The following is a 25,083-nucleotide window of genomic DNA, read 5'->3' as shown; positions in this document are numbered from 1 at the left end:
TAATTTGCCTTTAAGGAACCGGAGGAATCATGACCAAGTCAGAATTGATAGAAAGACTTGCCACCCAGCAATCGCACATTCCCGCCAAGACGGTTGAAGATGCAGTAAAAGAGATGCTGGAGCATATGGCCTCGACTCTTGCGCAGGGCGAGCGTATTGAAATCCGCGGTTTCGGCAGTTTCTCTTTGCACTACCGCGCACCACGTACCGGACGTAATCCGAAGACTGGCGATAAAGTAGAACTGGAAGGAAAATACGTTCCTCACTTTAAACCAGGTAAAGAACTGCGCGATCGCGCCAATATTTACGGTTAAGTTTTTACTCAAACTTGAACGCGAGAAAAGCACCTGTCGGGTGCTTTTTTCATTTCTCTAATCTGGAACTGGAAGCTGCCTCGCAGAGTTTTGAACAGTTTTCACCCTCTCGTTAAATTCTTCTGAACGTGCCTCGGGGAACGCAAAACTCCCACCAGACAACCGCTCAACAAAGTTGCACACTTTCCATAAATACGGAGGGGTGCATGAAAATAACGACAGTCGGCGTATGCATAATTTGCGGAATTTTTCCGTTGCTGGTTTTGCCCCAATTGCCTGGGACATTAACCCTTGCGTTTCTGACTGTCTTCGCCTGCGTACTGGCATTTATTCCTGTTAAAGCCGTCCGTTATATCGCGCTGACGTTGCTGTTTTTTCTTTGGGGCATATCAGCGGCAAAGCAAATTTTGTGGGCAGGAGAAACCTTAACTGGCGCGACGCAGGATGCAATAGTTGAGATCACTGCTACTGACGGCATGACCACTCATTACGGTCAAGTCACTCATCTACAAGGTCGACGTATATTCCCTGCGCCAGGCCTCGTGCTGTATGGCGAATATCTCCCGCAAGCGGTTTGTGCCGGACAACTATGGTCAATGAAACTCAAAGTTCGTGCAGTTCATGGCCAACTTAATGATGGCAGCTTTGATAGCCAGCGTTATGCCATTGCCCAGCATCAGCCGCTGACCGGCCGCTTTCTGCAGGCAAGTGTCATTGAACCGGATTGTAGCTTGCGTGCACAGTATCTGGCGTCATTACAAACAACGCTGCAACCCTATCCGTGGAATGCGGTTATTCTTGGTTTAGGTATGGGGGAACGGTTATCCGTTCCCAAAGAAATCAAAAATATCATGCGCGATACTGGAACGGCGCATTTAATGGCGATATCGGGATTGCATATCGCTTTTGCGGCGTTGCTGGCTGCCGGACTCATTCGCAGTGGACAAATTTTTCTGCCTGGGCGCTGGATCCACTGGCAAATGCCATTAATTGGCGGAATCTGCTGTGCTGCTTTTTATGCCTGGCTGACGGGAATGCAACCTCCTGCATTTCGTACCGTGGTGGCGCTTGCCATGTGGGGAATGCTTAAGTTAAGTGGGCGACAATGGAGTGGCTGGGATGTATGGATATGTTGTCTGGCGGCAATTTTGCTGATGGATCCTGTTGCCATTCTCTCGCAAAGTTTATGGCTCTCTGCCGCTGCGGTCGCGGCACTGATTTTTTGGTATCAGTGGTTTCCCTGTCCTGAGTGGCAGCTGCCGCCGGTATTGCGTGCGGTTGTTTCCCTCATCCATCTGCAACTGGGAATCACCCTCCTGCTTATGCCCGTGCAAATCGTCATATTTCATGGCATTAGTCTGACCTCGTTTATTGCAAATCTATTTGCAATTCCCCTGGTGACATTTATCACGGTTCCATTGATCCTCGCCGCGATGGTTGTGCATTTAAGCGGGCCGTTAATCCTGGAACAGGGGTTATGGTTTCTTGCCGACCGGTCTTTGGCTTTACTTTTCTGGGGGTTAAAGAGTTTGCCGGAAGGGTGGATCAACATTGCTGAACGTTGGCAATGGCTAACATTTTCCCCATGGTTCTTACTGGTGGTATGGCGATTAAACGCCTGGCGAACGTTGCCAGCAATGTGTGTGGCTGGAGGCTTGCTGATGTGCTGGCCGCTGTGGCAAAAACCTCGACCTGACGAGTGGCAAGTGTACATGCTTGATGTCGGGCAAGGGCTGGCAATGGTCATTGCGCGAAACGGCAAAGCGATTCTCTATGACACGGGACTGGCCTGGCCCGAAGGGGATAGTGGGCAACAACTGATTATCCCCTGGCTCCACTGGCATAATCTTGAACCGGAAGGCGTTATTCTGAGTCATGAACATCTGGATCACCGGGGAGGGCTGGACTCAATATTGCACACATGGCCGATGTTATGGATCAGAAGTCCGTTAAACTGGGAACATCATCAGCCCTGTGTGCGTGGCGAAGCGTGGCAATGGCAAGGATTGCGTTTCAGCGCGCACTGGCCTTTACAAGCTAGCAACGATAAAGGAAATAACCATTCCTGTGTGGTTAAGGTTGATGACGGGACGAATAGCATTCTTCTAACCGGTGATATTGAAGCCCCCGCTGAACAAAAGATGCTAAGCCGTTACTGGCAGCAAGTGCAGGCAACATTGCTTCAGGTACCTCACCATGGCAGTAATACCTCATCATCGTTGCCATTAATTCAGCGAGTGAATGGAAAAGTGGCACTCGCATCGGCATCGCGCTATAACGCATGGCGATTGCCCTCCAACAAAGTTAAGCATCGCTATCAACAACAAGGTTATAAGTGGCTTGATACTCCACATCAGGGTCAAGTGACGGTCAATTTTTCAGCGCAAGGCTGGCGGATTAGCAGCCTCAGGGAGCAAATTTTACCTCGTTGGTATCATCAGTGGTTTGGCGTGCCAGTGGATAACGGGTAGAATATGCGGCTATTTCAACAAATGCTGGTTTTTTGAATGCATAACGACAAAGATCTCTCTACGTGGCAGACATTCCGCCGACTGTGGCCAACCATTGCGCCTTTCAAAGCGGGTCTGATCGTGGCGGGCGTAGCGTTAATCCTCAACGCAGCCAGCGATACCTTCATGTTATCGCTCCTTAAGCCACTTCTTGATGATGGCTTTGGTAAAACAGATCGCTCCGTGCTGGTGTGGATGCCGCTGGTGGTGATCGGGCTAATGATTTTACGTGGTATCACCAGCTATGTCTCCAGCTACTGTATCTCCTGGGTATCAGGAAAGGTGGTAATGACCATGCGTCGCCGCCTGTTTGGTCACATGATGGGAATGCCAGTTTCATTCTTTGACAAACAGTCAACGGGTACGCTGTTGTCACGTATCACCTACGATTCCGAACAGGTTGCTTCTTCTTCTTCCGGCGCACTGATTACTGTTGTGCGTGAAGGTGCGTCGATCATCGGCCTGTTCATCATGATGTTCTATTACAGCTGGCAACTGTCGATCATTTTGATTGTGCTGGCACCGATTGTTTCGATTGCGATTCGCGTTGTATCGAAGCGTTTTCGTAACATCAGTAAAAACATGCAGAACACCATGGGGCAGGTGACCACCAGCGCAGAACAAATGCTGAAGGGCCACAAAGAAGTATTGATTTTCGGTGGTCAGGAAGTGGAAACGAAACGCTTCGATAAAGTCAGTAACCGAATGCGTCTTCAGGGGATGAAAATGGTTTCAGCCTCTTCCATCTCTGATCCGATCATTCAGCTGATCGCCTCTTTGGCGCTGGCGTTTGTTCTGTATGCGGCGAGCTTCCCAAGTGTCATGGATAGCCTGACTGCCGGTACGATTACCGTTGTTTTCTCTTCAATGATTGCACTGATGCGTCCGCTGAAATCGCTGACCAACGTTAACGCCCAGTTCCAGCGCGGTATGGCGGCTTGTCAGACGCTGTTTACCATTCTGGACAGTGAGCAGGAGAAAGACGAAGGTAAGCGCGTGATCGAGCGTGCGACTGGCGACGTGGAATTCCGCAATGTCACCTTTACTTATCCGGGACGTGACGTGCCCGCATTGCGTAACATCAACCTGAAAATTCCGGCAGGGAAGACGGTTGCTCTGGTTGGACGCTCTGGTTCAGGTAAATCAACCATCGCCAGCCTAATCACACGTTTTTACGATATTGATGAAGGCGAAATCCTGATGGATGGTCACGATCTGCGCGAGTATACCCTGGCGTCGTTACGTAACCAGGTTGCTCTGGTGTCGCAGAATGTCCATCTGTTTAACGATACGGTTGCCAACAACATTGCTTACGCACGGACTGAACAGTACAGCCGTGAGCAAATTGAAGAAGCGGCGCGTATGGCCTACGCCATGGACTTCATCAATAAGATGGATAACGGTCTCGATACAGTGATTGGTGAAAACGGCGTGCTGCTCTCTGGCGGTCAGCGTCAGCGTATTGCCATCGCTCGAGCCTTGTTGCGTGATAGCCCGATTCTGATTCTGGACGAAGCTACCTCGGCGTTGGATACCGAATCCGAACGTGCGATTCAGGCGGCACTGGATGAGTTGCAGAAAAACCGTACCTCTCTGGTGATTGCCCACCGCTTGTCTACCATTGAAAAGGCAGACGAAATCGTGGTCGTCGAGGATGGTGTCATTGTGGAACGCGGTACGCATAACGATTTGCTTGAGCACCGTGGCGTTTACGCGCAACTTCACAAAATGCAGTTTGGTCAATGATCGAAAAAATCTGGTCTGGTGAATCCCCTTTGTGGCGGCTATTGCTGCCACTCTCCTGGTTGTATGGCCTGGTGAGTGGCGCGATCCGTCTTTGCTATAAACTAAAACTGAAGCGCGCCTGGCGTGCCCCCGTACCGGTTGTCGTGGTTGGTAATCTCACCGCAGGCGGCAACGGAAAAACCCCGGTCGTTATCTGGCTGGTGGAACAGCTGCAACAGCGCGGTATTCGCGTGGGGGTCGTATCGCGGGGATATGGTGGTAAGGCTGAATCTTATCCGCTGTTATTGTCGGCAGATACCACCACAGCACAGGCGGGTGATGAACCTGTGTTGATTTATCAACGCACTGGCGCGCCCGTTGCGGTTTCTCCCGTGCGTTCTGATGCGGTAAAAGCCATTCTGGCGCAACACCCTGATGTGCAGATCATCGTAACCGACGACGGTTTACAGCATTACCGTCTGGCGCGTGATGTGGAAATTGTCGTTATTGATGGTGTGCGTCGCTTTGGCAATGGTTGGTGGTTGCCGGCGGGGCCAATGCGTGAGCGAGCGGGGCGCTTAAAGTCGGTTGATGCGGTAATCGTCAACGGCGGTGTCCCCCGCAGCGGTGAAATCCCCATGCATCTGCTGCCGGGTCAGGCGGTGAATTTACGTACCGGTACGCGTTGTGACGTTGCTCAGCTTGAACATGTAGTGGCGATGGCGGGGATTGGACATCCGCCGCGCTTTTTTGCCACGCTGAAGATGTGCGGCGTACAACCGGAAAAATGTGTACCACTGGCCGATCATCAGTCTTTGAACCATGCGGATGTTAGTGCGTTGGTAAGCGCCGGGCAAACGCTGGTAATGACTGAAAAAGATGCGGTGAAATGCCTGCCCTTTGCCGAAGGAAATTGGTGGTATTTGCCTGTTGACGCACAGCTTTCAGGTGATGAACCAGCGAAACTGCTTGCGCAACTAACCTCGCTGGCTTCTGGCAACTAGTTACGCCGCGGCAGCGTTCGATTGATGGAGTCATGAATGTCGCTGCCGCACCTCTCTCTTGCTGATGCGCGTAATCTTCACCTCGCCGCGCAAGGCCTGTTAAACAAACCCCGCCGTCGAGCATCGTTGGAGGATATTCCGGCAACGATCTCCCGCATGTCCTTGCTGCAAATCGATACCATTAATATTGTTGCCCGTAGTCCATATCTGGTGCTTTTCAGTCGTCTGGGAAATTATCCTGCCCAGTGGCTGGATGAGTCTCTGGCGCGTGGCGAATTAATGGAATACTGGGCGCATGAAGCCTGCTTTATGCCGCGTAGCAACTTTCGTCTTATTCGCCACCGCATGCTGGCACCTGAAAAAATGGGCTGGAAATACAAAAACGCCTGGATGCAGGAACATGAGGCGGAAATTGCACAGTTAATTCAGCATATTCATGATAAGGGGCCGGTACGTTCAGCCGATTTCGAGCATTCTCGTAAAGGTGCAAGCGGCTGGTGGGAATGGAAGCCGCATAAACGGCATCTGGAAGGTTTATTTACTGCCGGAAAGGTGATGGTGATTGAACGGCGCAACTTCCAGCGCGTTTATGATTTAACCCACCGAGTCATGCCTGACTGGGATGATGAGCGCGATCTCGTTTCGCAAACAGAAGCAGAAATCATCATGCTGGATAACAGTGCGCGTAGCCTGGGAATATTCCGCGAACAGTGGCTGGCAGATTACTATCGGCTGAAACGTCCGGCACTGGCGGCGTGGCGCGAAGCGAGGGCTGAACAGCAGCAAATCATTGCTGTGCATGTTGAAAAATTGGGCAATCTTTGGCTGCATGCTGATTTGCTGCCGCTACTCGAGCGTGCGCTGGCCGGAAAGCTCACTGCAACGCACAGCGCGGTACTTTCGCCTTTTGATCCTGTTGTCTGGGATCGCAAACGCGCAGAGCAGCTTTTTGATTTTAGCTACCGGCTGGAGTGCTATACCCCAGCGCCGAAACGCCAGTATGGCTATTTTGTTCTGCCGTTATTACATCGTGGGCAATTAGTTGGGCGAATGGATGCCAAAATGCATCGCCAGACAGGCATCCTTGAAGTTATCTCTCTGTGGTTACAAGAAGGCATTAAACCAACGACAACGCTGCAAAAAGGGTTACGTCAGGCGATTACTGATTTCGCTAACTGGCAGCAGGCAACGCGGGTGACATTAGAACGCTGCCCGCAAGGCCTCTTTACTGATTGCCGCACCGGCTGGGAAATAGACCCCGTCGCATAAATGATTATGATAAGATTTATGCATTCATAACCCGATCCATCTGGAGGAACTATGGATCATCGTCTGCTTGAAATCATTGCCTGCCCGGTTTGCAACGGAAAACTTTGGTATAACCAGGAAAAACAAGAACTTATTTGCAAACTGGACAACCTGGCTTTCCCGCTGCGCGATGGCATTCCAGTGTTGCTGGAAACGGAAGCCCGCGTGCTGACTGCTGATGAGAGTAAATCATGAGTTTTGTGGTCATTATTCCCGCGCGCTACGCGTCCACGCGTCTGCCCGGTAAACCATTGGTTGATATTAACGGCAAACCCATGATTGTTCATGTTCTTGAACGCGCGCGCGAATCAGGTGCCGAGCGCATCATCGTGGCAACCGATCATGAGGATGTTGCTCGCGCTGTTGAAGCCGCTGGCGGTGAAGTATGTATGACGCGCGCCGATCATCAGTCAGGAACAGAACGTCTGGCGGAAGTTGTCGAAAAATGCGCATTCAGCGACGACACGGTGATCGTTAATGTGCAGGGGGATGAACCGATGATCCCTGCGACAATCATTCGTCAGGTTGCTGATAATCTCGCCCAGCGTCAGGTGGGTATGGCGACTCTGGCGGTGCCAATCCACAATGCGGAGGAAGCGTTTAACCCGAATGCGGTGAAAGTGGTCCTCGACGCTGAAGGGTATGCACTGTACTTCTCTCGCGCTACCATTCCTTGGGATCGTGATCGTTTTGCAAAAGGCCTTGAAACCGTTGGCGATAACTTCCTGCGTCATCTTGGTATTTATGGCTACCGTGCAGGCTTTATCCGTCGTTACGTCAACTGGCAGCCAAGTCCGTTAGAACACATCGAAATGTTAGAGCAGCTTCGTGTTCTGTGGTACGGCGAAAAAATCCATGTTGCTGTCGCCCAGGAAGTTCCTGGCACAGGTGTGGATACCCCTGAAGATCTCGAGCGCGTTCGCGCTGAAATGCGCTAATTTCACTTCACGACACTCCAGCCAATTTTGGGAGGAGTGTCGTACCGTTACGATTTTCCTCAATTTTTCTTTTCAACAATTGATCTCATTCAGGTGACATCTTTTATATTGGCGCTCATTATGAAAGCAGTAGCTTTTATGAGGGTAATCTGAATGGAACAGCTGCGTGCCGAATTAAGCCATTTACTGGGCGAAAAACTCAGTCGTATTGAGTGCGTCAATGAAAAAGCGGATACGGCGTTGTGGGCTTTGTATGACAGCCAGGGAAACCCAATGCCGTTAATGGCAAGAAGCTTTAGTACGCCCGGAAAAGCCCGACAACTGGCATGGAAAACCACCATGCTGGCAAGAAGTGGAACTGTCCGTATGCCGACTATTTATGGTGTGATGACGCATGAAGAACACCCCGGCCCCGATGTCCTGCTACTGGAGCGGATGCGTGGTGTTTCGGTGGAGGCACCAGCCCGAACACCAGAACGCTGGGAACAGCTCAAAGATCAAATCGTTGAAGCCTTACTGGCCTGGCACCGTCAGGACAGTCGCGGTTGCGTCGGCGCGGTCGACAATACTCAGGAAAATTTCTGGCCCTCATGGTACCGGCAACATGTTGAAGTGCTATGGACCACGCTCAATCAGTTCAATAACACCGGTCTAACGATGCAGGATAAGCGGATCCTGTTTCGTACTCGCGAATGTCTTCCGGCATTATTTGAAGGCTTTAACGACAATTGTGTGCTGATTCACGGTAACTTCTGTTTACGCAGCATGCTGAAAGATTCGCGCAGCGATCAGTTACTGGCGATGGTCGGGCCGGGACTAATGCTTTGGGCACCGCGAGAATACGAACTGTTCCGACTAATGGATAATTCTCTGGCGGAAGATTTGCTCTGGAGTTACCTGCAACGCGCGCCAGTGGCGGAGTCGTTCATCTGGCGGCGTTGGTTGTATGTGTTATGGGATGAAGTTGCGCAACTGGTTAATACCGGACGATTTAGTCGGCGCAACTTCGATCTGGCATCAAAATCACTCTTGCCGTGGCTCGCCTGACGGACCTTTCAGCCACTGCCAGATGCGGCCAAGCGTTTCATAGCCAACACGATCGCTATGCATCAACCAAACCGGAGAAGGGATTGCCCGTTCCCACGGATTAAGCGGCGAGTCGATGGCCAACTGATTCGCTGGGGCTGGTAGCGGATTTAACCCTTCCTGCTGAAAAAAGATCATCGCCCGCGGCAGATGTGATGCGGAGGTCACCAGCAGGAAAGGGGCGTCACCAATCGCCTGTTTCACTGCCGCAGCTTCTTCTTCGGTATCTTTTGGCAAATCCAGAGTGATAATTTGCTCGCGCGGCACGCCCAGCGATTGCGCAACTCTGGCACCTACTTCCGCTGTACTCACCGTATTGGTTTTTGCTACGCCTCCCGTGAAGATCAGTTTTGATCCCGGATTTTCGCGCCATAAGCGAATACCTTCATTCAGGCGAGGCAGACTGTTATTGATTAAATTCGAGCTTGGTGCCCACTGCGGGTTCCAGGTATAACCACCTCCGAGCACCACGATATAGTCCACTTTTTGCGAATTATTCCATGTCGGATAGGTGCTTTCGATGGGACGCAGCAGGCGGTCGGCTACCGGTTGCAAACTCAATAACAAGAGCGCCAGCCACCCAATGCTAATAAAAATCTTCCCGGTTTTTTGAAAACGGCTAAACCACAGCAGCGCCAGGCCAGCGCCAATAATCAACAACATCAGCGGAAGTGGCAGCAACATATTGCCAATCACTTTTTTCAGTGTAAAAAGCATCCTTTCTGGTTCCTTTTTTAACCATATAGCAAGGGATCGCCAGCGATATTACACCAGACAGGTTCATTCTCGCCGTGGCTGTGACAAAATAGCGTCTTTATCAGAAAACGTCTTAGCCAACCGGTGGAGAAAGCAATGCAGGATCGCAATTTTGATGATATTGCGGAAAAGTTTTCCCGTAACATTTACGGCACCACCAAAGGGCAGCTTCGACAGGCTATTCTGTGGCAGGATCTCGATCGCGTGCTGGCGGAAATGGGCCCGCAAAAACTGCGTGTGCTGGATGCTGGCGGTGGAGAAGGGCAGACCGCAATCAAAATGGCCGAGCGTGGGCATCAGGTCATTTTATGCGATCTTTCTGCGCAGATGATCGACCGCGCAAAACAGGCGGCAGAAGCAAAAGGTGTGAGCGACAACATGCAATTTATACATTGCGCCGCTCAGGATGTTGCTTCGCATTTGGAAACGCCCGTTGATCTGATATTGTTCCATGCGGTGCTCGAGTGGGTGGCCGATCCCCGCAGCGTATTACAGACCCTGTGGTCAGTGTTGCGTCCAGGCGGTGTGTTGTCGTTAATGTTCTACAATGCGCACGGCTTGCTGATGCATAACATGGTCGCCGGGAATTTTGATTACGTGCAGGCGGGAATGCCGAAAAAGAAAAAACGGACGCTTTCGCCAGATTATCCACGCGACCCGGCGCAGGTTTATCTGTGGCTGGAAGAAGCTGGTTGGCAAATTATGGGTAAGACAGGCGTTCGCGTGTTTCATGATTATCTGCGCGAGAAGCACCAGCAGCGCGACTGCTATGAAGCATTACTTGAATTAGAAACGCGTTATTGCCGTCAGGAACCGTATATTACCCTGGGGCGTTATATTCATGTCACCGCGCGCAAACCGCAGAGCAAGGATAAAGTATGAGTGAATTTTCCCAGACAGTCCCCGAACTGGTTGCCTGGGCCAGAAAAAATGACTTCTCCATCTCGCTGCCGGTAGACCGACTCTCTTTTCTGCTGGCGGTTGCCACGCTGAACGGCGAGCGTCTGGATGGTGAGATGAGTGAAGGCGAGCTGGTGGATGCATTCCGCCATGTGAGTGATGCGTTTGAGCAAACCAGCGAAACCATCGGCGTGCGCGCCAACAACGCGATCAACGACATGGTGCGTCAACGTCTGCTGAACCGCTTTACCAGCGAGCAGGCGGAAGGGAACGCAATTTACCGTCTGACGCCGCTCGGCATCGGCATTACTGACTATTACATCCGTCAGCGCGAGTTTTCTACGCTGCGCCTTTCTATGCAGTTGTCGATTGTGGCGGGTGAGCTCAAACGCGCAGCAGATGCCGCCGAAGAGGGCGGTGATGAATTTCACTGGCACCGTAATGTCTATGCGCCGCTGAAATATTCGGTAGCAGAAATTTTTGACAGTATCGACCTGACGCAACGTCTGATGGACGAACAGCAGCAGCAGGTGAAGGACGATATCGCCCAGTTGCTGAACAAAGACTGGCGGGCGGCGATCTCCAGCTGTGAATTGTTGCTTTCGGAAACTTCCGGAACGCTGCGTGAATTGCAGGATACGCTGGAAGCGGCAGGCGACAAATTGCAGGCTAATCTGTTGCGCATTCAGGATGCGACGATGACCCATGACGATCTGCATTTTGTCGATCGTCTGGTATTCGATCTGCAGAGCAAACTCGACCGTATTATCAGCTGGGGCCAGCAATCCATAGACTTGTGGATTGGCTACGACCGCCACGTACACAAATTTATCCGTACCGCAATCGATATGGATAAAAACCGCGTCTTTGCTCAGCGGTTACGTCAGTCGGTACAAACCTATTTTGATGAGCCGTGGGCGCTAACTTATGCCAATGCCGATCGTCTGTTGGATATGCGTGACGAAGAGATGGCTCTGCGCGATGAAGAAGTGACAGGAGAACTTCCTGAGGATCTGGAGTACGAAGAGTTTAACGAGATCCGCGAACAGCTGGCGGCGATCATCGAAGAACAACTCGCCGTGTACAAAACCAGACAAGTGCCGCTGGATCTTGGTCTGGTGGTACGCGAATATCTGTCACAGTATCCGCGTGCACGTCACTTTGACGTTGCGCGCATTGTTATTGATCAGGCGGTACGTCTTGGCGTAGCGCAAGCAGATTTCACCGGACTGCCAGCGAAATGGCAGCCGATTAATGATTACGGAGCCAAGGTACAGGCGCATGTCATCGACAAATATTGAACAAGTGATGCCGGTTAAGCTGGCGCAGGCGCTGGCGAATCCGTTATTTCCGGCGCTGGATAGCGCCTTACGTTCAGGCCGCCATATTGGCCTCGACGAACTGGATAATCATGCATTCCTGATGGATTTTCAGGAATATCTGGAAGAGTTTTACGCGCGTTATAACGTTGAGCTTATTCGTGCACCGGAAGGGTTCTTCTATTTACGCCCACGTTCCACCACGCTGATCCCTCGTTCCGTCTTGTCGGAACTGGATATGATGGTCGGGAAAATCCTCTGTTATCTCTATCTCAGCCCGGAACGGCTGGCGAATGAGGGGATTTTTACTCAACAGGAACTGTACGACGAACTGCTCACCCTGGCCGATGAAGCGAAACTGCTGAAACTGGTGAACAACCGTTCAACCGGTTCAGACGTTGACCGGCAGAAGTTGCAGGAGAAAGTACGTTCTTCGCTCAACCGTCTGCGTCGTTTGGGCATGGTGTGGTTTATGGGCCACGACAGCAGCAAGTTCCGCATTACCGAATCGGTGTTCCGCTTCGGAGCCGATGTGCGTGCTGGCGACGATCCCCGTGAAGCACAGCGTCGCCTGATTCGTGATGGCGAAGCAATGCCGATTGAAAATCATCTGCAACTCAACGATGAAACCGAAGAGAGTCAGCCAGATAGCGGAGAGGAAGAATAATGATTGAACGCGGTAAATTTCGCTCACTGACGCTGATTAACTGGAACGGCTTTTTTGCCCGAACTTTTGACCTTGACGAGCTGGTCACGACGCTTTCTGGCGGTAACGGGGCGGGTAAATCCACCACCATGGCGGCGTTCGTTACGGCGCTGATCCCCGACCTGACCCTGCTGCATTTCCGTAACACTACGGAAGCCGGGGCCACCAGCGGTTCGCGTGATAAAGGTCTGCACGGTAAGCTGAAAGCGGGTGTCTGTTATTCGATGCTCGACACCATTAACTCGCGCCACCAGCGCGTGGTGGTCGGTGTGCGTCTGCAACAGGTTGCCGGACGCGATCGTAAAGTGGATATCAAACCATTTGCCATTCAGGGCCTGCCGATGTCGGTGCTGCCGACGCAGTTGGTGACCGAAACCCTGAACGAACGCCAGGCGCGCGTGCTGCCGCTTAACGAGCTGAAAGACAAGCTCGAGGCGATGGAAGGCGTGCAGTTTAAACAGTTCAACTCCATTACCGATTACCACTCGCTGATGTTCGATCTGGGCATCATCGCGCGTCGTCTGCGCTCCGCATCTGACCGTAGCAAATTCTATCGTCTGATCGAAGCCTCGCTGTATGGCGGGATCTCCAGCGCCATTACTCGTTCTCTGCGCGACTACCTGTTGCCGGAAAACAGCGGGGTGCGTAAAGCGTTCCAGGACATGGAAGCGGCACTGCGTGAAAATCGCATGACGCTGGAAGCGATTCGTGTCACCCAGTCGGACCGTGACCTGTTTAAGCATCTGATCAGCGAAGCCACCAACTACGTGGCGGCGGACTACATGCGTCACGCCAACGAGCGCCGTGTCCATCTCGACAAAGCCCTGGAATTTCGTCGCGAGCTACATACTTCGCGTCAGCAATTGGCGGCTGAGCAGTACAAACACGTCGATATGGCGCGTGAGCTGGCAGAGCACAACGGTGCCGAAGGCGATCTGGAAGCGGATTATCAGGCGGCCAGCGATCACCTGAACCTGGTGCAAACCGCACTGCGTCAGCAGGAGAAGATCGAACGTTACGAAGCGGATCTCGATGAGCTGCAGATCCGTCTGGAAGAGCAAAACGAAGTGGTGGCAGAAGCCATCGAACGCCAGGAAGAGAACGAGGCTCGTGCGGAAGCTGCCGAACTGGAAGTGGACGAGCTGAAAAGCCAGCTTGCTGACTATCAGCAGGCGCTGGACGTCCAGCAAACGCGCGCGATCCAGTATAACCAGGCGATTGCTGCGCTTAATCGTGCCAAAGAACTGTGCCATCTGCCGGACTTAACCGCCGACAGCGCCGCCGAATGGCTGGAAACCTTCCAGGCGAAAGAGCTGGAAGCGACTGAAAAAATGCTCTCTCTTGAGCAGAAAATGAGCATGGCGCAAACCGCGCACAGCCAGTTTGAGCAGGCTTATCAGCTGGTGGTGGCAATTAATGGCCCGCTGGCGCGTAACGAGGCGTGGGATGTCGCTCGCGAACTATTGCGCGAAGGGGTCGATCAGCGTCACCTGGCAGAGCAGGTTCAACCGTTGCGGATGCGCTTAAGCGAACTGGAACAGCGTCTGCGCGAGCAGCAAGAAGCCGAACGCCTGCTGGCAGATTTCTGCAAACGTCAGGGCAAGAATTTTGATATTGATGAACTGGAAGCTCTGCATCAGGAGCTGGAAGCACGCATTGCCTCTCTTTCCGATAGCGTGTCTAACGCCCGCGAAGAGCGCATGGCACTGCGCCAGGAACAGGAACAGCTGCAGTCTCGCATTCAGAGTTTGATGCAGCGTGCGCCGGTTTGGCTGGCAGCGCAAAACAGTCTCAACCAGTTGAGCGAACAGTGCGGCGAAGAGTTCACCTCCAGCCAGGACGTCACCGAATATCTGCAACAGTTGCTTGAGCGTGAGCGCGAAGCGATTGTTGAACGTGACGAAGTTGGCGCACGCAAAAACGCCGTCGATGAAGAGATCGAACGTTTAAGCCAGCCAGGCGGCTCTGAAGATCAGCGTCTGAACGCGCTGGCGGAGCGTTTTGGTGGTGTGCTGCTGTCAGAAATTTATGATGACGTTAGCCTGGAAGATGCGCCGTACTTCTCAGCGCTGTATGGCCCGTCACGCCACGCCATCGTGGTGCCAGATCTGTCACAGGTAACCGAGCACCTGGAAGGCTTGACCGATTGCCCGGAAGATCTCTATCTGATCGAAGGGGATCCGCAGTCATTCGATGACAGCGTGTTCAGCGTTGATGAGCTGGAAAAAGCTGTAGTGGTGAAAATCGCCGATCGTCAGTGGCGTTATTCACGTTTCCCGGAAGTGCCGCTGTTTGGTCGTGCTGCGCGTGAAAGCCGTATTGAAAGCCTCCATGCCGAGCGTGAAGTGCTTTCCGAACGCTTCGCCACGCTCTCCTTTGATGTACAGAAAACCCAGCGTCTGCATCAGGCATTCAGCCGCTTTATAGGTAGTCATCTGGCGGTGGCGTTTGAGTCTGACCCGGAAGCAGAAATCCGTCAACTGAACAGCCGTCGCGTCGAACTGGAGCGGGCGTTGAGTAATCATGAAAATGATAACCAGCAGCAGCGTATTCAGTTTGAGCAGGCGAAAGAGGGTGTTACGGCGCTGAACCGCATTCTGCCGCGTCTCAACTTGTTGGCTGATGACAGCCTGGCGGATCGCGTCGATGAAATCCGCGAACGTCTGGATGAAGCCCAGGAAGCCGCGCGTTTTGTTCAGCAGTTCGGTAATCAACTGGCGAAACTGGAACCGATCGTTTCGGTATTGCAGAGTGACCCGGAACAGTTCGAACAGTTAAAAGAAGATTACGCGTACTCTCAGCAGATGCAGCGCGATGCCCGTCAGCAGGCGTTTGCCCTGACGGAAGTGGTGCAGCGTCGTGCGCACTTTAGCTACTCTGACTCGGCAGAAATGCTTAGCGGTAACAGCGATCTCAACGAAAAACTGCGTGAACGTCTGGAACAGGCGGAAGCGGAGCGTACCCGCGCGCGTGAAGCGTTGCGCGGACACGCAGCGCAGTTGAGTCAGTACAACCAGGTGCTGGCTTCGCTGAAAAGTTCTTACGACACCAAAAAAGAGCTACTCAATGATCTGCAACGTGAATTGCAGGATATCGGCGTGCGAGCTGATAGCGGGGCAGAAGAGCGGGCGCGTATTCGCCGTGACGAGTTGCACGCGCAACTGAGCAATAACCGTTCACGCCGCAATCAACTGGAAAAAGCGCTTACCTTCTGCGAAGCAGAGATGGACAACCTGACCCGCAAACTGCGCAAGCTGGAGCGGGATTACTTTGAGATGCGCGAGCAGGTAGTGACCGCGAAAGCGGGCTGGTGTGCAGTCATGCGCATGGTGAAAGATAACGGCGTTGAGCGCCGCTTACACCGTCGTGAGCTGGCTTATCTCTCCGCTGATGATTTGCGTTCCATGTCGGATAAGGCGTTAGGTGCGCTGCGTCTGGCAGTGGCAGATAACGAACATCTGCGCGATGTGCTGCGCATGTCGGAAGATCCAAAACGTCCGGAACGTAAAATTCAGTTCTTCGTGGCGGTTTATCAGCATCTGCGTGAACGTATTCGTCAGGATATTATTCGTACCGATGATCCGGTGGAAGCTATCGAACAGATGGAGATCGAACTTAGCCGTCTGACCGAAGAGTTAACCTCCCGTGAACAGAAACTGGCGATCAGTTCCCGCAGCGTGGCGAACATTATTCGAAAAACCATTCAGCGCGAGCAGAACCGTATCCGTATGCTCAACCAGGGGTTGCAGAACGTATCGTTTGGTCAGGTGAACAGCGTGCGCCTCAACGTGAACGTGCGTGAAACGCACGCCATGCTGCTGGATGTGCTCTCTGAACAGCATGAGCAGCATCAGGATCTGTTTAACAGCAACCGTCTGACCTTCTCGGAAGCGCTGGCGAAATTGTATCAGCGTCTTAATCCGCAGATTGATATGGGGCAGCGCACGCCGCAGACCATTGGCGAAGAACTGCTGGATTACCGCAACTATCTGGAAATGGAAGTTGAGGTTAACCGTGGTTCTGATGGCTGGTTGCGCGCAGAGTCTGGTGCATTGTCGACCGGTGAGGCGATTGGTACCGGTATGTCGATTCTGGTGATGGTGGTACAAAGCTGGGAAGATGAATCTCGCCGCCTGCGCGGTAAAGATATCTCTCCTTGCCGCCTGCTGTTCCTCGATGAAGCAGCGCGACTGGATGCTCGTTCTATCGCCACGCTGTTTGAATTGTGTGAACGTTTGCAAATGCAGCTCATCATCGCAGCGCCGGAAAATATCAGCCCGGAGAAAGGCACCACCTATAAACTGGTGCGTAAAGTCTTCCAGAATACCGAACACGTTCACGTCGTCGGCCTGCGTGGCTTTGCGCCGCAACTCCCTGAAACGCTTCCAGGAAGTGACGAAGCGCCTTCTCAGGCGAGTTAAAATTAAGGCGGCAGCAATGCCGCCTTTTCTTTTTCCGAAAACTCCGTTTCTGCACTAAAAAAGTGGCACATTACGGCGCGCTTTTCTTTAAACTTCTTTACATTAGGTTATGTAAAAACGTATCGGCGTTTATATACTGAAGATAAGCCTGATGAGTAACAGGCTTGCTCGTCATACTTTCGTGAGTATTGGCGTTGTACAGGCAAGTCGTAAAATAACAGCCTGGCTATTCAGAGTATGATAAAAACAGGGGGCAAGGGATGTTGCTTAATATGATGTGTGGTCGTCGGCTGTCGGCAATCAGTTTGTGCCTGGCCGTAACATTCGCTCCACTGTTCAATGCGCAGGCCGATGAGCCTGAAGTAATCCCTGGCGACAGCCCGGTGGCTGTCAGTGAACAGGGCGAGGCACTGCCGCAGGCGCAAGCCACGGCAATAATGGCGGGGATCCAGCCATTGCCTGAAGGTGCGGCAGAAAAAGCCCGCACGCAAATCGAATCTCAATTACCCGCAGGTTACAAGCCGGTTTATCTTAACCAGCTTCAACTGTTGTATGCCGCACGCGATATGCAACCCATGTGGGAAAACCGTGATGCTGTTAAAGCCTTCCAGCAACAGCTGGCCGAGGTGGCGATTGCCGGTTTCCAGCCGCAGTTTAATAAATGGGTAGAGTTACTGACCGATCCTGGTGTTAACGGAATGGCACGCGACGTCGTGCTCTCTGATGCGATGATGGGCTATCTCCATTTCATTGCAAATATTCCGGTCAAAGGCACTCGCTGGCTATATAGCAGTAAACCTTATGCGCTTGCAACGCCGCCGCTTTCGGTGATTAACCAATGGCAGCTGGCGCTGGATAAAGGTCAATTGCCGACGTTTGTTGCAGGACTGGCACCGCAGCATCCGCAATATGCGGCGATGCATGAATCGTTACTGGCCTTACTCAGTGACACCAAACCGTGGCCTCAACTGACCGGTAAAGCAACGTTGCGCCCAGGGCAGTGGAGTAACGACGTACCGGCGTTGCGCGAAATATTGCAACGCACAGGCATGTTGGACGGGGGGCCAAAAATTACTCTCCCTGGCGATGACACGCCAACTGACGCAGTAGTCAGCCCATCCGCTGTTACTGTTGAAACAGCAGAAACTAAGCCGATGGACAAGCAAACGACGTCTCGTAGTAAACCTGCGCCTGCCGTTCGTGCCGCCTACGATAATGAACTGGTGGAGGCCGTTAAACGTTTTCAGGCATGGCAAGGATTGGGAGCAGATGGCGCTATTGGCCCGGCAACGCGTGACTGGTTAAACGTAACGCCCGCCCAGCGTGCTGGCGTGTTGGCACTCAACATCCAGCGATTGCGCTTGCTACCAACAGAGCTTTCTACCGGGATCATGGTTAACATTCCAGCCTATTCGCTGGTCTACTATCAGAACGGCAATCAGGTACTGGATTCGCGAGTCATTGTCGGTCGCCCCGATCGCAAAACGCCGATGATGAGCAGTGCACTTAACAACGTAGTGGTAAACCCGCCGTGGAACGTACCACCAACTCTGGCACGCAAAGATATTCTGCCGAAAGTGCGCAACGATCCGGGATACCTCGAAAGCCATGGCTATACGGTGATGCGCGGCTGGAACAGCAGAGAAGCGATTGACCCATGGCAGGTTGACTGGTCTACAATCACGGCCTCGAATTTACCGTTTCGCTTCCAGCAGGCTCCAGGCCCACGGAACTCGCTGGGGCGCTATAAATTCAATATGCCGAGTTCAGAGGCCATTTATTTGCATGACACGCCGAACCACAATCTGTTCAAGCGTGATACACGCGCATTGAGCTCAGGCTGTGTACGAGTGAATAAAGCTTCCGATCTGGCGAATATGCTGTTGCAGGATGCAGGATGGAATGACAAACGTATTTCTGATGCGCTGAAGCAGGGCGATACGCGTTACGTCAATATTCGGCAGTCGATTCCGGTGAATCTCTACTACCTGACGGCCTTTGTTGGTGCAGATGGTCGTACCCAGTATCGTACAGATATTTACAATTATGATCTGCCTGCGCGATCCAGCTCGCAAATCGTATCGAAAGCGGAACAATTAATCAGGTAAATGAAGCAGTTCGGGGAAATCAGTTGTCGTAATAATTAGCATGATCGGGGGCGATTCTCTGCAGCCCCCGTCACTGCTGGGGTTGAGTCATCTTGACGTCAGCTTTACTGACGGTTAAGGTGCCTCTTGTGCGCCAGAAGTGCATATAAACGATAACATTGACCTGTAGACTTGATTATCATGGACAAATTCGACGCTAATCGCCGCAAACTGCTGGCGCTTGGTGGCGTTGCACTCGGTGCCGCCATCCTGCCGACCCCTGCGTTTGCAACACTCTCTACCCCACGCCCGCGTATTTTGACACTCAATAATCTTCATACCGGAGAGTCAATCAAAGCGGAGTTTTTCGATGGCAGAGGCTATATTCAGGAAGAATTGGCAAAACTTAACCATTTTTTCCGCGATTATCGCGCGAACAAAATAAAGTCCATCGACCCAGGATTATTCGATCAGTTGTATCGCCTGCAAGGGTTGTTAGGCACCCGCAAACCGGTGCAACTCATTTCCGGTTATCGCTCCATTGATACCAACAATGAACTACGCGCCCGCAGCCGTGGAGTAGCGAAGAAAAGCTATCACACGAAAGGGCAGGCGATGGATTTCCATATTGAAGGTATCGCGTTAAGCAATATTCGCAAAGCCGCGTTATCTATGCGCGCAGGTGGTGTAGGATATTACCCACGTAGTAACTTTGTGCATATTGATACCGGGCCAGCACGGCACTGGTAGTAATTGCTTAACGAAACAGGGGCAGTATGAACTATCGTATTATTCCGGTCACCGCATTCTCCCAGAACTGTTCATTGATCTGGTGTGAACAAACCCGTCTGGCCGCACTGGTCGATCCTGGCGGCGATGCGGAAAAAATCAAACAGGAAGTTGACGCCAGCGGCCTGACACTGATGCAGATCCTGCTGACGCATGGTCATCTGGACCACGTTGGCGCAGCGGCGGAACTGGCGCAACATTACGGCGTGCCGGTTTTTGGCCCGGAAAAAGAAGATGAGTTCTGGCTGCAAGGCTTGCCTGCGCAAAGTCGTATGTTTGGTCTGGAAGAGTGCCAGCCGCTGACGCCAGATCGTTGGCTGAACGAAGGCGATACCATCAGCATAGGGAATGTGGCTTTACAGGTGTTACATTGCCCTGGGCATACGCCGGGTCATGTCGTGTTTTTTGATGATCGGGCAAAGCTGCTGATTTCTGGCGACGTTATTTTCAAAGGCGGAGTAGGGCGCAGTGACTTCCCGCGTGGCGATCATAATCAACTGATTTCTTCAATCAAAGATAAGTTGCTGCCACTGGGGGATGACGTGACATTTATTCCGGGTCACGGACCATTATCCACACTTGGTTATGAGCGCCTGCATAATCCATTCCTGCAAGACGAAATGCCCGTCTGGTAAAGGCGCATAAAAAAGCCCGCTTTTTAAGCGGGCTTCATTGTTTTTAACGCTTACAGCACTGCCACAATCGCTTCGCACAGCGGAGCCATGTTATCTGGTGTCATCCCGGCTACGTTCACACGACCAGAAGCAACAGCATACACGCCAAACTCTTCGCGCAGACGCAGCACTTGTTCTTTTGTCAGACCACTGAAGGAGAACATGCCGTTCTGTTTGATGATAAAGCTGAAGTCGCGGTTTGCGCCTTTTTCCTGCAGCGTATTGACGAACAACTGACGCATACGCTGAATACGCTGGCGCATATCAGTCAGCTCTTGTTCCCAAATCGCACGTAACGCATCGTTGCTCAGGATGGTGGCAACAACAGAAGCGCCGTGTGCTGGTGGGTTAGAGTAGTTAGCGCGAATCGCCGCTTTCATTTGGCTGAATGCGCGATCAACGGTTTCACTGTCAGCAGCAACCAGAGTACAAGCGCCAACACGCTCGTTGTACAGGCCAAAGTTTTTAGAGTAGGAACTGGCAACAATCAGCTCTTTATGCATAGCCGCGAAAGCGCGCAGTCCTTCAGCATCTTCTTCCAGACCACGGGCAAACCCCTGGTAAGCGAAGTCAAACAGCGGTAACCAGCCTTTCTCAACGGAAAGTTGTGCCAGTGTCTGCCATTGTTCCAGCGTAGGGTCGATACCGGTTGGGTTATGGCAGCAGCCATGGAACAGCACTACGTCGCCAGCCTGAGCTTCGTTCAGGCTGTTAATCAGTGCATCGAAGTCAAGGGTGTGATTTTCCGCATCATAATAAGCGTATTCACGAACTTCCAGACCTGCAGAGTTAAAGACGCTCTTATGGTTCGGCCAGCTTGGGTTGCTCACCCACACACGCTTAACGCTGGTATTTTTTGCCAGGAAATCGGCAGCCACGCGTAGTGCGCCAGTGCCACCCGGAGTCTGTGCCGTGCGAGCACGTTTGTCATTGATCAGGGCGCTACCTTTACCAAACAGCAGTTCCTGAGTGCAGCGACCAAATTCAGGGATGCCGTCAATGCCGAGGTAATTTTTGGTGGTTTCATTTTCGAGCAAATACTGTTCAGCCTTTTTCACGCTGGTCAGTACCGGGGTTTTGCCCGTCTCATCTTTATAGACACCAATCCCGAGGTTAATTTTGCCGGGACGTTCATCGGCACGAAACAGATCGGCCAGGCCCAGAATCGGGTCGGCAGGAGCGGCGGTAATGTTCTCAAACATGACGAGGTTCCATTATGGTTACAGAAGGGAAGTCCGCTATCAGGGTAACGGGAGATTTACAAAAATCCAACTATTACTGATGAAAACGCAGGCTGTTTTTGCAAGACGTGAGATTGCTCTGGAAGGCATAAAAAAAACAGGACCAAAGTCCTGTTTTTTCGGCATTTAACAAAGAGGTGTGCTATTAGAACTGGTAAACGATACCCACTGCAACGGTGTCGTCAGAACCTACGCCCAGTTTGTTGTCAGAATCGATCTGGTTGATGATGTAGTCAACATAGGTGGACATGTTTTTGTTGAAGTAGTAGGTTGCGCCCACTTCAAAGTAGTTCACCAGATCAACATCACCGATACCTTCTACGTCTTTCGCTTTAGATTTGGTGTAAGCGATGGACGGACGCAGACCGAAATCGAACTGGTATTGCGCAACTAACAGAACGTCTTGCGTTTTGTTGGCGAAGCCGCCTTCAATTGGCGTAGCGTTACGGGTTTCACCGTAGTTCGCTGCCAGGTAGATGTTGTTCGCGTCATACTTCAGACCAGTTGCCCACTGTTCAGCTTTTTTACCTTGACCGCGGAATTCGGCTTCCTGGGCGTCGGTACGGTCTGCTGCACCGTAAGCACCTACGATACCAAAGCCTTCGAATTCGTAGCTGATAGAGCCACCGACGCCGTCGCCGTTGGAACGCTCAGGAATACCAGCACGTTCGTTTTTGCCCAGGTACTGAACGGCAAAGTTCAGGCCGTCAACCAGACCGAAGAAGTTGGAGTTACGATAGGTAGCAACGCCGCCTACACGACCAACGAAGAAGTCATCGCTGTATGCCGTGTCACCGCCAAACTCAGGCAGCATATCGGTGTAACCCAGTGCGTCGTAAACCACACCGTAGTTACGACCGTAGTCGATAGAACCCGCATCAGCGAATTTCAGACCTGCGAATGCCAGACGAGTTTTGTTACCTTTCTGGGCATCAGCGCCTTCAGAGTTGTTACCCTGGAAGTTATATTCCCACTGACCGTAGCCGGTCAGATCGGAATTGATTTGTGTTTCCCCTTTAAAACCAAGACGGGCATAAGTTTTGTCGCCGTTTCCGCCGTAACTGTTTACACCATTGTCTTTAGAAAAATAATGCAGACCGACAGCTTTACCGTACAGATCTACTTTGTTGCCATCTTTGTTATAGATTTCTGCAGCGTTTGCAGTACCTGCTACTAACAGAGCAGGGACGATCACTGCCAGAATATTGCGCTTCATCATTATTTATTACCCTCATGGTTTTTTTTATGACACCTGCCACTGCCGTCAATAAGTTCTGTCAATAAAAATTTACGGAACTATTGATGAGAGTTTGGTGTCTTTATGTGTCTGCAGGCATCTTTCCATTCAAACTAACGTTTCGCTACCGTGAAAGTGCTACAAAGATAAAGATTTGGTTTCAAAAAGAAAAAATATGTAACTAAAAGTAAAATTTAAGGAACTTTGTGAACACCGTCATATTTCCATAGAAGCGTGATGATATTTACAGCAATATTTATCTATTTATATGATTTCCTTATATTTAAATTAACTAAACGGAAATTTTGTTTCTGATGGAAACTTTATCGACCTGGCACTAAATCCTCGTTCAGACATCCAGAACGCCAAAAAATAGTATGAAAATTGTGCTATCAGCTAAGAAAAAACTAATCCGCAATAAGAATGCGGATTATTTTTTGTGCGCAAATGTTGCAGTGTAATATTCCGTAACAGGATGATCGTTATGGTGGGGTTGCAAATAGATTGCTTGACTTAACAAACAGATAACTTGACAGAAAGGATAAAAAAAGAGCCAGCGGGTGCTGGCTCTTGAAGACGCTAAATTAGAAGCTGGCGTTACGCGGAGTACGTGGGAACGGAATCACATCACGCACGTTTTGCACACCAGTTACGTAAGCAATCAGGCGTTCAAAACCAAGACCGAAACCTGAATGCGGAACAGTACCGTAGCGACGCAGATCGCGATACCACCAGTAATCTTCTTTATTCAGGCCCATTTCCAGCATACGCTCGTCCAGCACGTCCAGACGTTCTTCACGCTGGGAGCCACCAATGATCTCACCGATGCCCGGAGCCAGAACGTCCATAGCCGCAACGGTTTTACCGTCTTCGTTAAGGCGCATATAGAACGCTTTAATATCTTTCGGATAGTTTTTAACCACTACCGGTGCTTTAAAGTGTTCTTCCGCCAGATAACGCTCATGCTCAGAAGAGAGATCAACGCCCCAGTAAACTGGGTTTTCAAACTTCCTGCCGCAGTTTTCGAGAATAGTCACTGCGTCGGTGTAATCCACCTGCGCAAAATCGGCTTCAATGAAGCGTTCCAGACGTGAAACGGCATCTTTATCTACGCGTTCAGCGAAGAATTTCATGTCGTCAGCGCGTTCTTCGAGAACCGCTTTGAAGACATATTTCAGCATGGCTTCAGCCAGACCCGCGATATCGTTCAGGTTAGCAAACGCCACTTCCGGCTCCAGCATCCAGAATTCCGCCAGGTGACGGCTGGTGTTGGAGTTTTCAGCACGGAAAGTCGGGCCGAAGGTATAAATTTTGGACAATGCGCAAGCGTAGGTTTCGCCGTTCAACTGGCCAGATACGGTCAGGAAAGACTCTTTACCAAAGAAGTCTTTGTCGAAATCCACTTTGCCCTGATCGTTACGCGGCAGGTTTTCCAGATCCAGCGTAGAAACGCGGAACATTTCGCCAGCCCCTTCGGTATCAGACGCAGTAATCAGTGGCGTTGAAACCCAGAAGAATCCCTGCTCGTTAAAGAAGCGATGCAGCGCCTGCGCCAGCGTATGGCGAACGCGCGCGACGGCACCAATCAGGTTTGTGCGCGGACGCAGGTGAGCGACTTCACGCAGATACTCAATGCTGTGGCGTTTTGCCGCCATCGGGTAAGTGTCTGGATCTTCAACCCAACCAGCAACTTCAACCTTGCTGGCCTGAATTTCAAATTGTTGCCCCTGGCCCGGCGATGCCACGACTTTACCCGTCACAATGACCGAGCAACCGGTGGTCAGACGCAGGACGTCTTCATTGTAATTGGGCAGAGAATTATTGATGACAGCCTGTACAGGATCAAAGCAGGAACCGTCATAAACGGCGAGGAAGGAGATGCCAGCTTTTGAATCTCGGCGGGTACGTACCCATCCGCGTACGGTGACTTCGCTGTCAACGGCTACGCGGCCCTGGAGTACGTCGGCTACAGGCACAACGCTCATAATATTCTCTCTGTTAATAGTCGGAAAAAATAAACACTTGTCCACCCGTAAATGGGGGGGATACCTATGTTACCTGGCATCTG

At 51.6% G+C, this 25,083-nt stretch carries 19 protein-coding genes; 15 read left to right on the top strand and 4 right to left on the bottom strand.

Going from position 1 to position 25,083, the window contains the following annotated elements:
• The first annotated feature begins 29 nt into the window (after nt 1-29).
• From ihfB to ACJHYD_RS12130, 8 genes are all read left to right on the top strand, one after another.
• The gene (ihfB, locus tag ACJHYD_RS12165) at nt 30-314 is read left to right on the top strand and encodes an integration host factor subunit beta (protein ID WP_000167336.1); all 285 of its coding nucleotides are present in this window, start codon (nt 30-32) and stop codon (nt 312-314) included.
• A 206-nt stretch (nt 315-520) separates the two neighbouring features.
• The gene (locus tag ACJHYD_RS12160; RefSeq protein ID WP_001550905.1) at nt 521-2,785 is read left to right on the top strand and encodes a ComEC family protein; all 2,265 of its coding nucleotides are present in this window, start codon (nt 521-523) and stop codon (nt 2,783-2,785) included.
• A 36-nt stretch (nt 2,786-2,821) separates the two neighbouring features.
• Nucleotides 2,822-4,570: a lipid A ABC transporter ATP-binding protein/permease MsbA gene (gene msbA / locus ACJHYD_RS12155; protein WP_000551270.1), complete on the top strand. Its 1,749-nt coding sequence runs from the start codon at nt 2,822-2,824 to the stop codon at nt 4,568-4,570.
• Nucleotides 4,567-5,553, top strand: coding sequence for a tetraacyldisaccharide 4'-kinase (gene lpxK, locus ACJHYD_RS12150; RefSeq protein WP_001550907.1), 987 nt, complete (start codon nt 4,567-4,569; stop codon nt 5,551-5,553). The genes msbA and lpxK overlap by 4 nt, the downstream gene beginning before the upstream one ends.
• 36 nt (nt 5,554-5,589) lie before the next feature.
• Nucleotides 5,590-6,822: a crosslink repair DNA glycosylase YcaQ gene (gene ycaQ / locus ACJHYD_RS12145; RefSeq protein WP_001550908.1), complete on the top strand. Its 1,233-nt coding sequence runs from the start codon at nt 5,590-5,592 to the stop codon at nt 6,820-6,822.
• A gap of 51 nt (nt 6,823-6,873) precedes the next feature.
• A complete protein-coding gene (gene ycaR / locus ACJHYD_RS12140) occupies nt 6,874-7,056 on the top strand; it encodes a protein YcaR (protein WP_000350058.1) in 183 nt (60 codons plus the stop codon).
• On the top strand, nt 7,053-7,799 hold the full coding sequence (gene kdsB, locus ACJHYD_RS12135; RefSeq protein ID WP_000011612.1) for a 3-deoxy-manno-octulosonate cytidylyltransferase: 747 nt from the start codon (nt 7,053-7,055) through the stop codon (nt 7,797-7,799). The genes ycaR and kdsB overlap by 4 nt, the downstream gene beginning before the upstream one ends.
• Before the next feature lie 153 nt (nt 7,800-7,952).
• Nucleotides 7,953-8,846, top strand: a complete 894-nt coding sequence (locus tag ACJHYD_RS12130) for a YcbJ family phosphotransferase (protein ID WP_000436922.1) — start codon at nt 7,953-7,955, stop codon at nt 8,844-8,846.
• Here the strand turns inward: ACJHYD_RS12130 and elyC are convergent.
• Nucleotides 8,823-9,602, bottom strand: a complete 780-nt coding sequence (elyC, locus tag ACJHYD_RS12125; RefSeq protein ID WP_000899599.1) for an envelope biogenesis factor ElyC — start codon at nt 9,600-9,602, stop codon at nt 8,823-8,825. The two genes, ACJHYD_RS12130 and elyC, sit on opposite strands and share 24 nt — an antisense overlap.
• Before the next feature lie 135 nt (nt 9,603-9,737).
• On the opposite strand from elyC, the gene cmoM reads away from it, so the two are divergent.
• The 7 genes from cmoM (at nt 9,738) to gloC (ending at nt 20,498) form a co-directional block, all read left to right on the top strand.
• On the top strand, nt 9,738-10,523 hold the full coding sequence (gene cmoM, locus ACJHYD_RS12120; protein ID WP_001298300.1) for a tRNA uridine 5-oxyacetic acid(34) methyltransferase CmoM: 786 nt from the start codon (nt 9,738-9,740) through the stop codon (nt 10,521-10,523).
• Entirely contained in the window at nt 10,520-11,842 is a 1,323-nt protein-coding gene (gene mukF / locus ACJHYD_RS12115) for a chromosome partition protein MukF (protein WP_001288850.1), read from the top strand. Before cmoM ends, mukF begins: the two co-directional genes overlap by 4 nt.
• Nucleotides 11,823-12,527, top strand: a complete 705-nt coding sequence (mukE, locus tag ACJHYD_RS12110; RefSeq protein ID WP_001295931.1) for a chromosome partition protein MukE — start codon at nt 11,823-11,825, stop codon at nt 12,525-12,527. The genes mukF and mukE overlap by 20 nt, the downstream gene beginning before the upstream one ends.
• The gene (gene mukB / locus ACJHYD_RS12105; RefSeq protein ID WP_000572620.1) at nt 12,527-16,987 is read left to right on the top strand and encodes a chromosome partition protein MukB; all 4,461 of its coding nucleotides are present in this window, start codon (nt 12,527-12,529) and stop codon (nt 16,985-16,987) included. Before mukE ends, mukB begins: the two co-directional genes overlap by 1 nt.
• Before the next feature lie 260 nt (nt 16,988-17,247).
• Nucleotides 17,248-19,095 (top strand): L,D-transpeptidase, encoded by a 1,848-nt coding sequence (gene ldtD / locus ACJHYD_RS12100; RefSeq protein ID WP_000925997.1) that lies wholly within the window; start codon nt 17,248-17,250, stop codon nt 19,093-19,095.
• 180 nt (nt 19,096-19,275) lie between these two features.
• The gene (locus ACJHYD_RS12095; RefSeq protein ID WP_001295932.1) at nt 19,276-19,824 is read left to right on the top strand and encodes a YcbK family protein; all 549 of its coding nucleotides are present in this window, start codon (nt 19,276-19,278) and stop codon (nt 19,822-19,824) included.
• Between the two features lie 26 nt (nt 19,825-19,850).
• Nucleotides 19,851-20,498: a hydroxyacylglutathione hydrolase GloC gene (gene gloC, locus ACJHYD_RS12090; protein WP_001109449.1), complete on the top strand. Its 648-nt coding sequence runs from the start codon at nt 19,851-19,853 to the stop codon at nt 20,496-20,498.
• 50 nt (nt 20,499-20,548) lie between these two features.
• Here gloC and aspC read toward each other — a convergent pair whose 3' ends face one another.
• The 3 genes from aspC to asnS form a co-directional block, all read right to left on the bottom strand.
• Entirely contained in the window at nt 20,549-21,739 is a 1,191-nt protein-coding gene (gene aspC, locus ACJHYD_RS12085) for an aspartate transaminase (RefSeq protein WP_000462687.1), read from the bottom strand.
• A gap of 184 nt (nt 21,740-21,923) precedes the next feature.
• The gene (gene ompF / locus ACJHYD_RS12080; RefSeq protein ID WP_000977905.1) at nt 21,924-22,997 is read right to left on the bottom strand and encodes a porin OmpF; all 1,074 of its coding nucleotides are present in this window, start codon (nt 22,995-22,997) and stop codon (nt 21,924-21,926) included.
• 602 nt (nt 22,998-23,599) lie between these two features.
• On the bottom strand, nt 23,600-25,000 hold the full coding sequence (gene asnS / locus ACJHYD_RS12075) for an asparagine--tRNA ligase (RefSeq protein ID WP_000117881.1): 1,401 nt from the start codon (nt 24,998-25,000) through the stop codon (nt 23,600-23,602).
• Nucleotides 25,001-25,083: the final 83 nt, after the last annotated feature.

The sequence above is a fragment of the Escherichia sp. WS1368 genome, from assembly GCF_046487485.1.
GTDB lineage: Bacteria > Pseudomonadota > Gammaproteobacteria > Enterobacterales > Enterobacteriaceae > Escherichia > Escherichia coli.
This window is presented reverse-complemented; position numbering and strand designations above follow the sequence as displayed.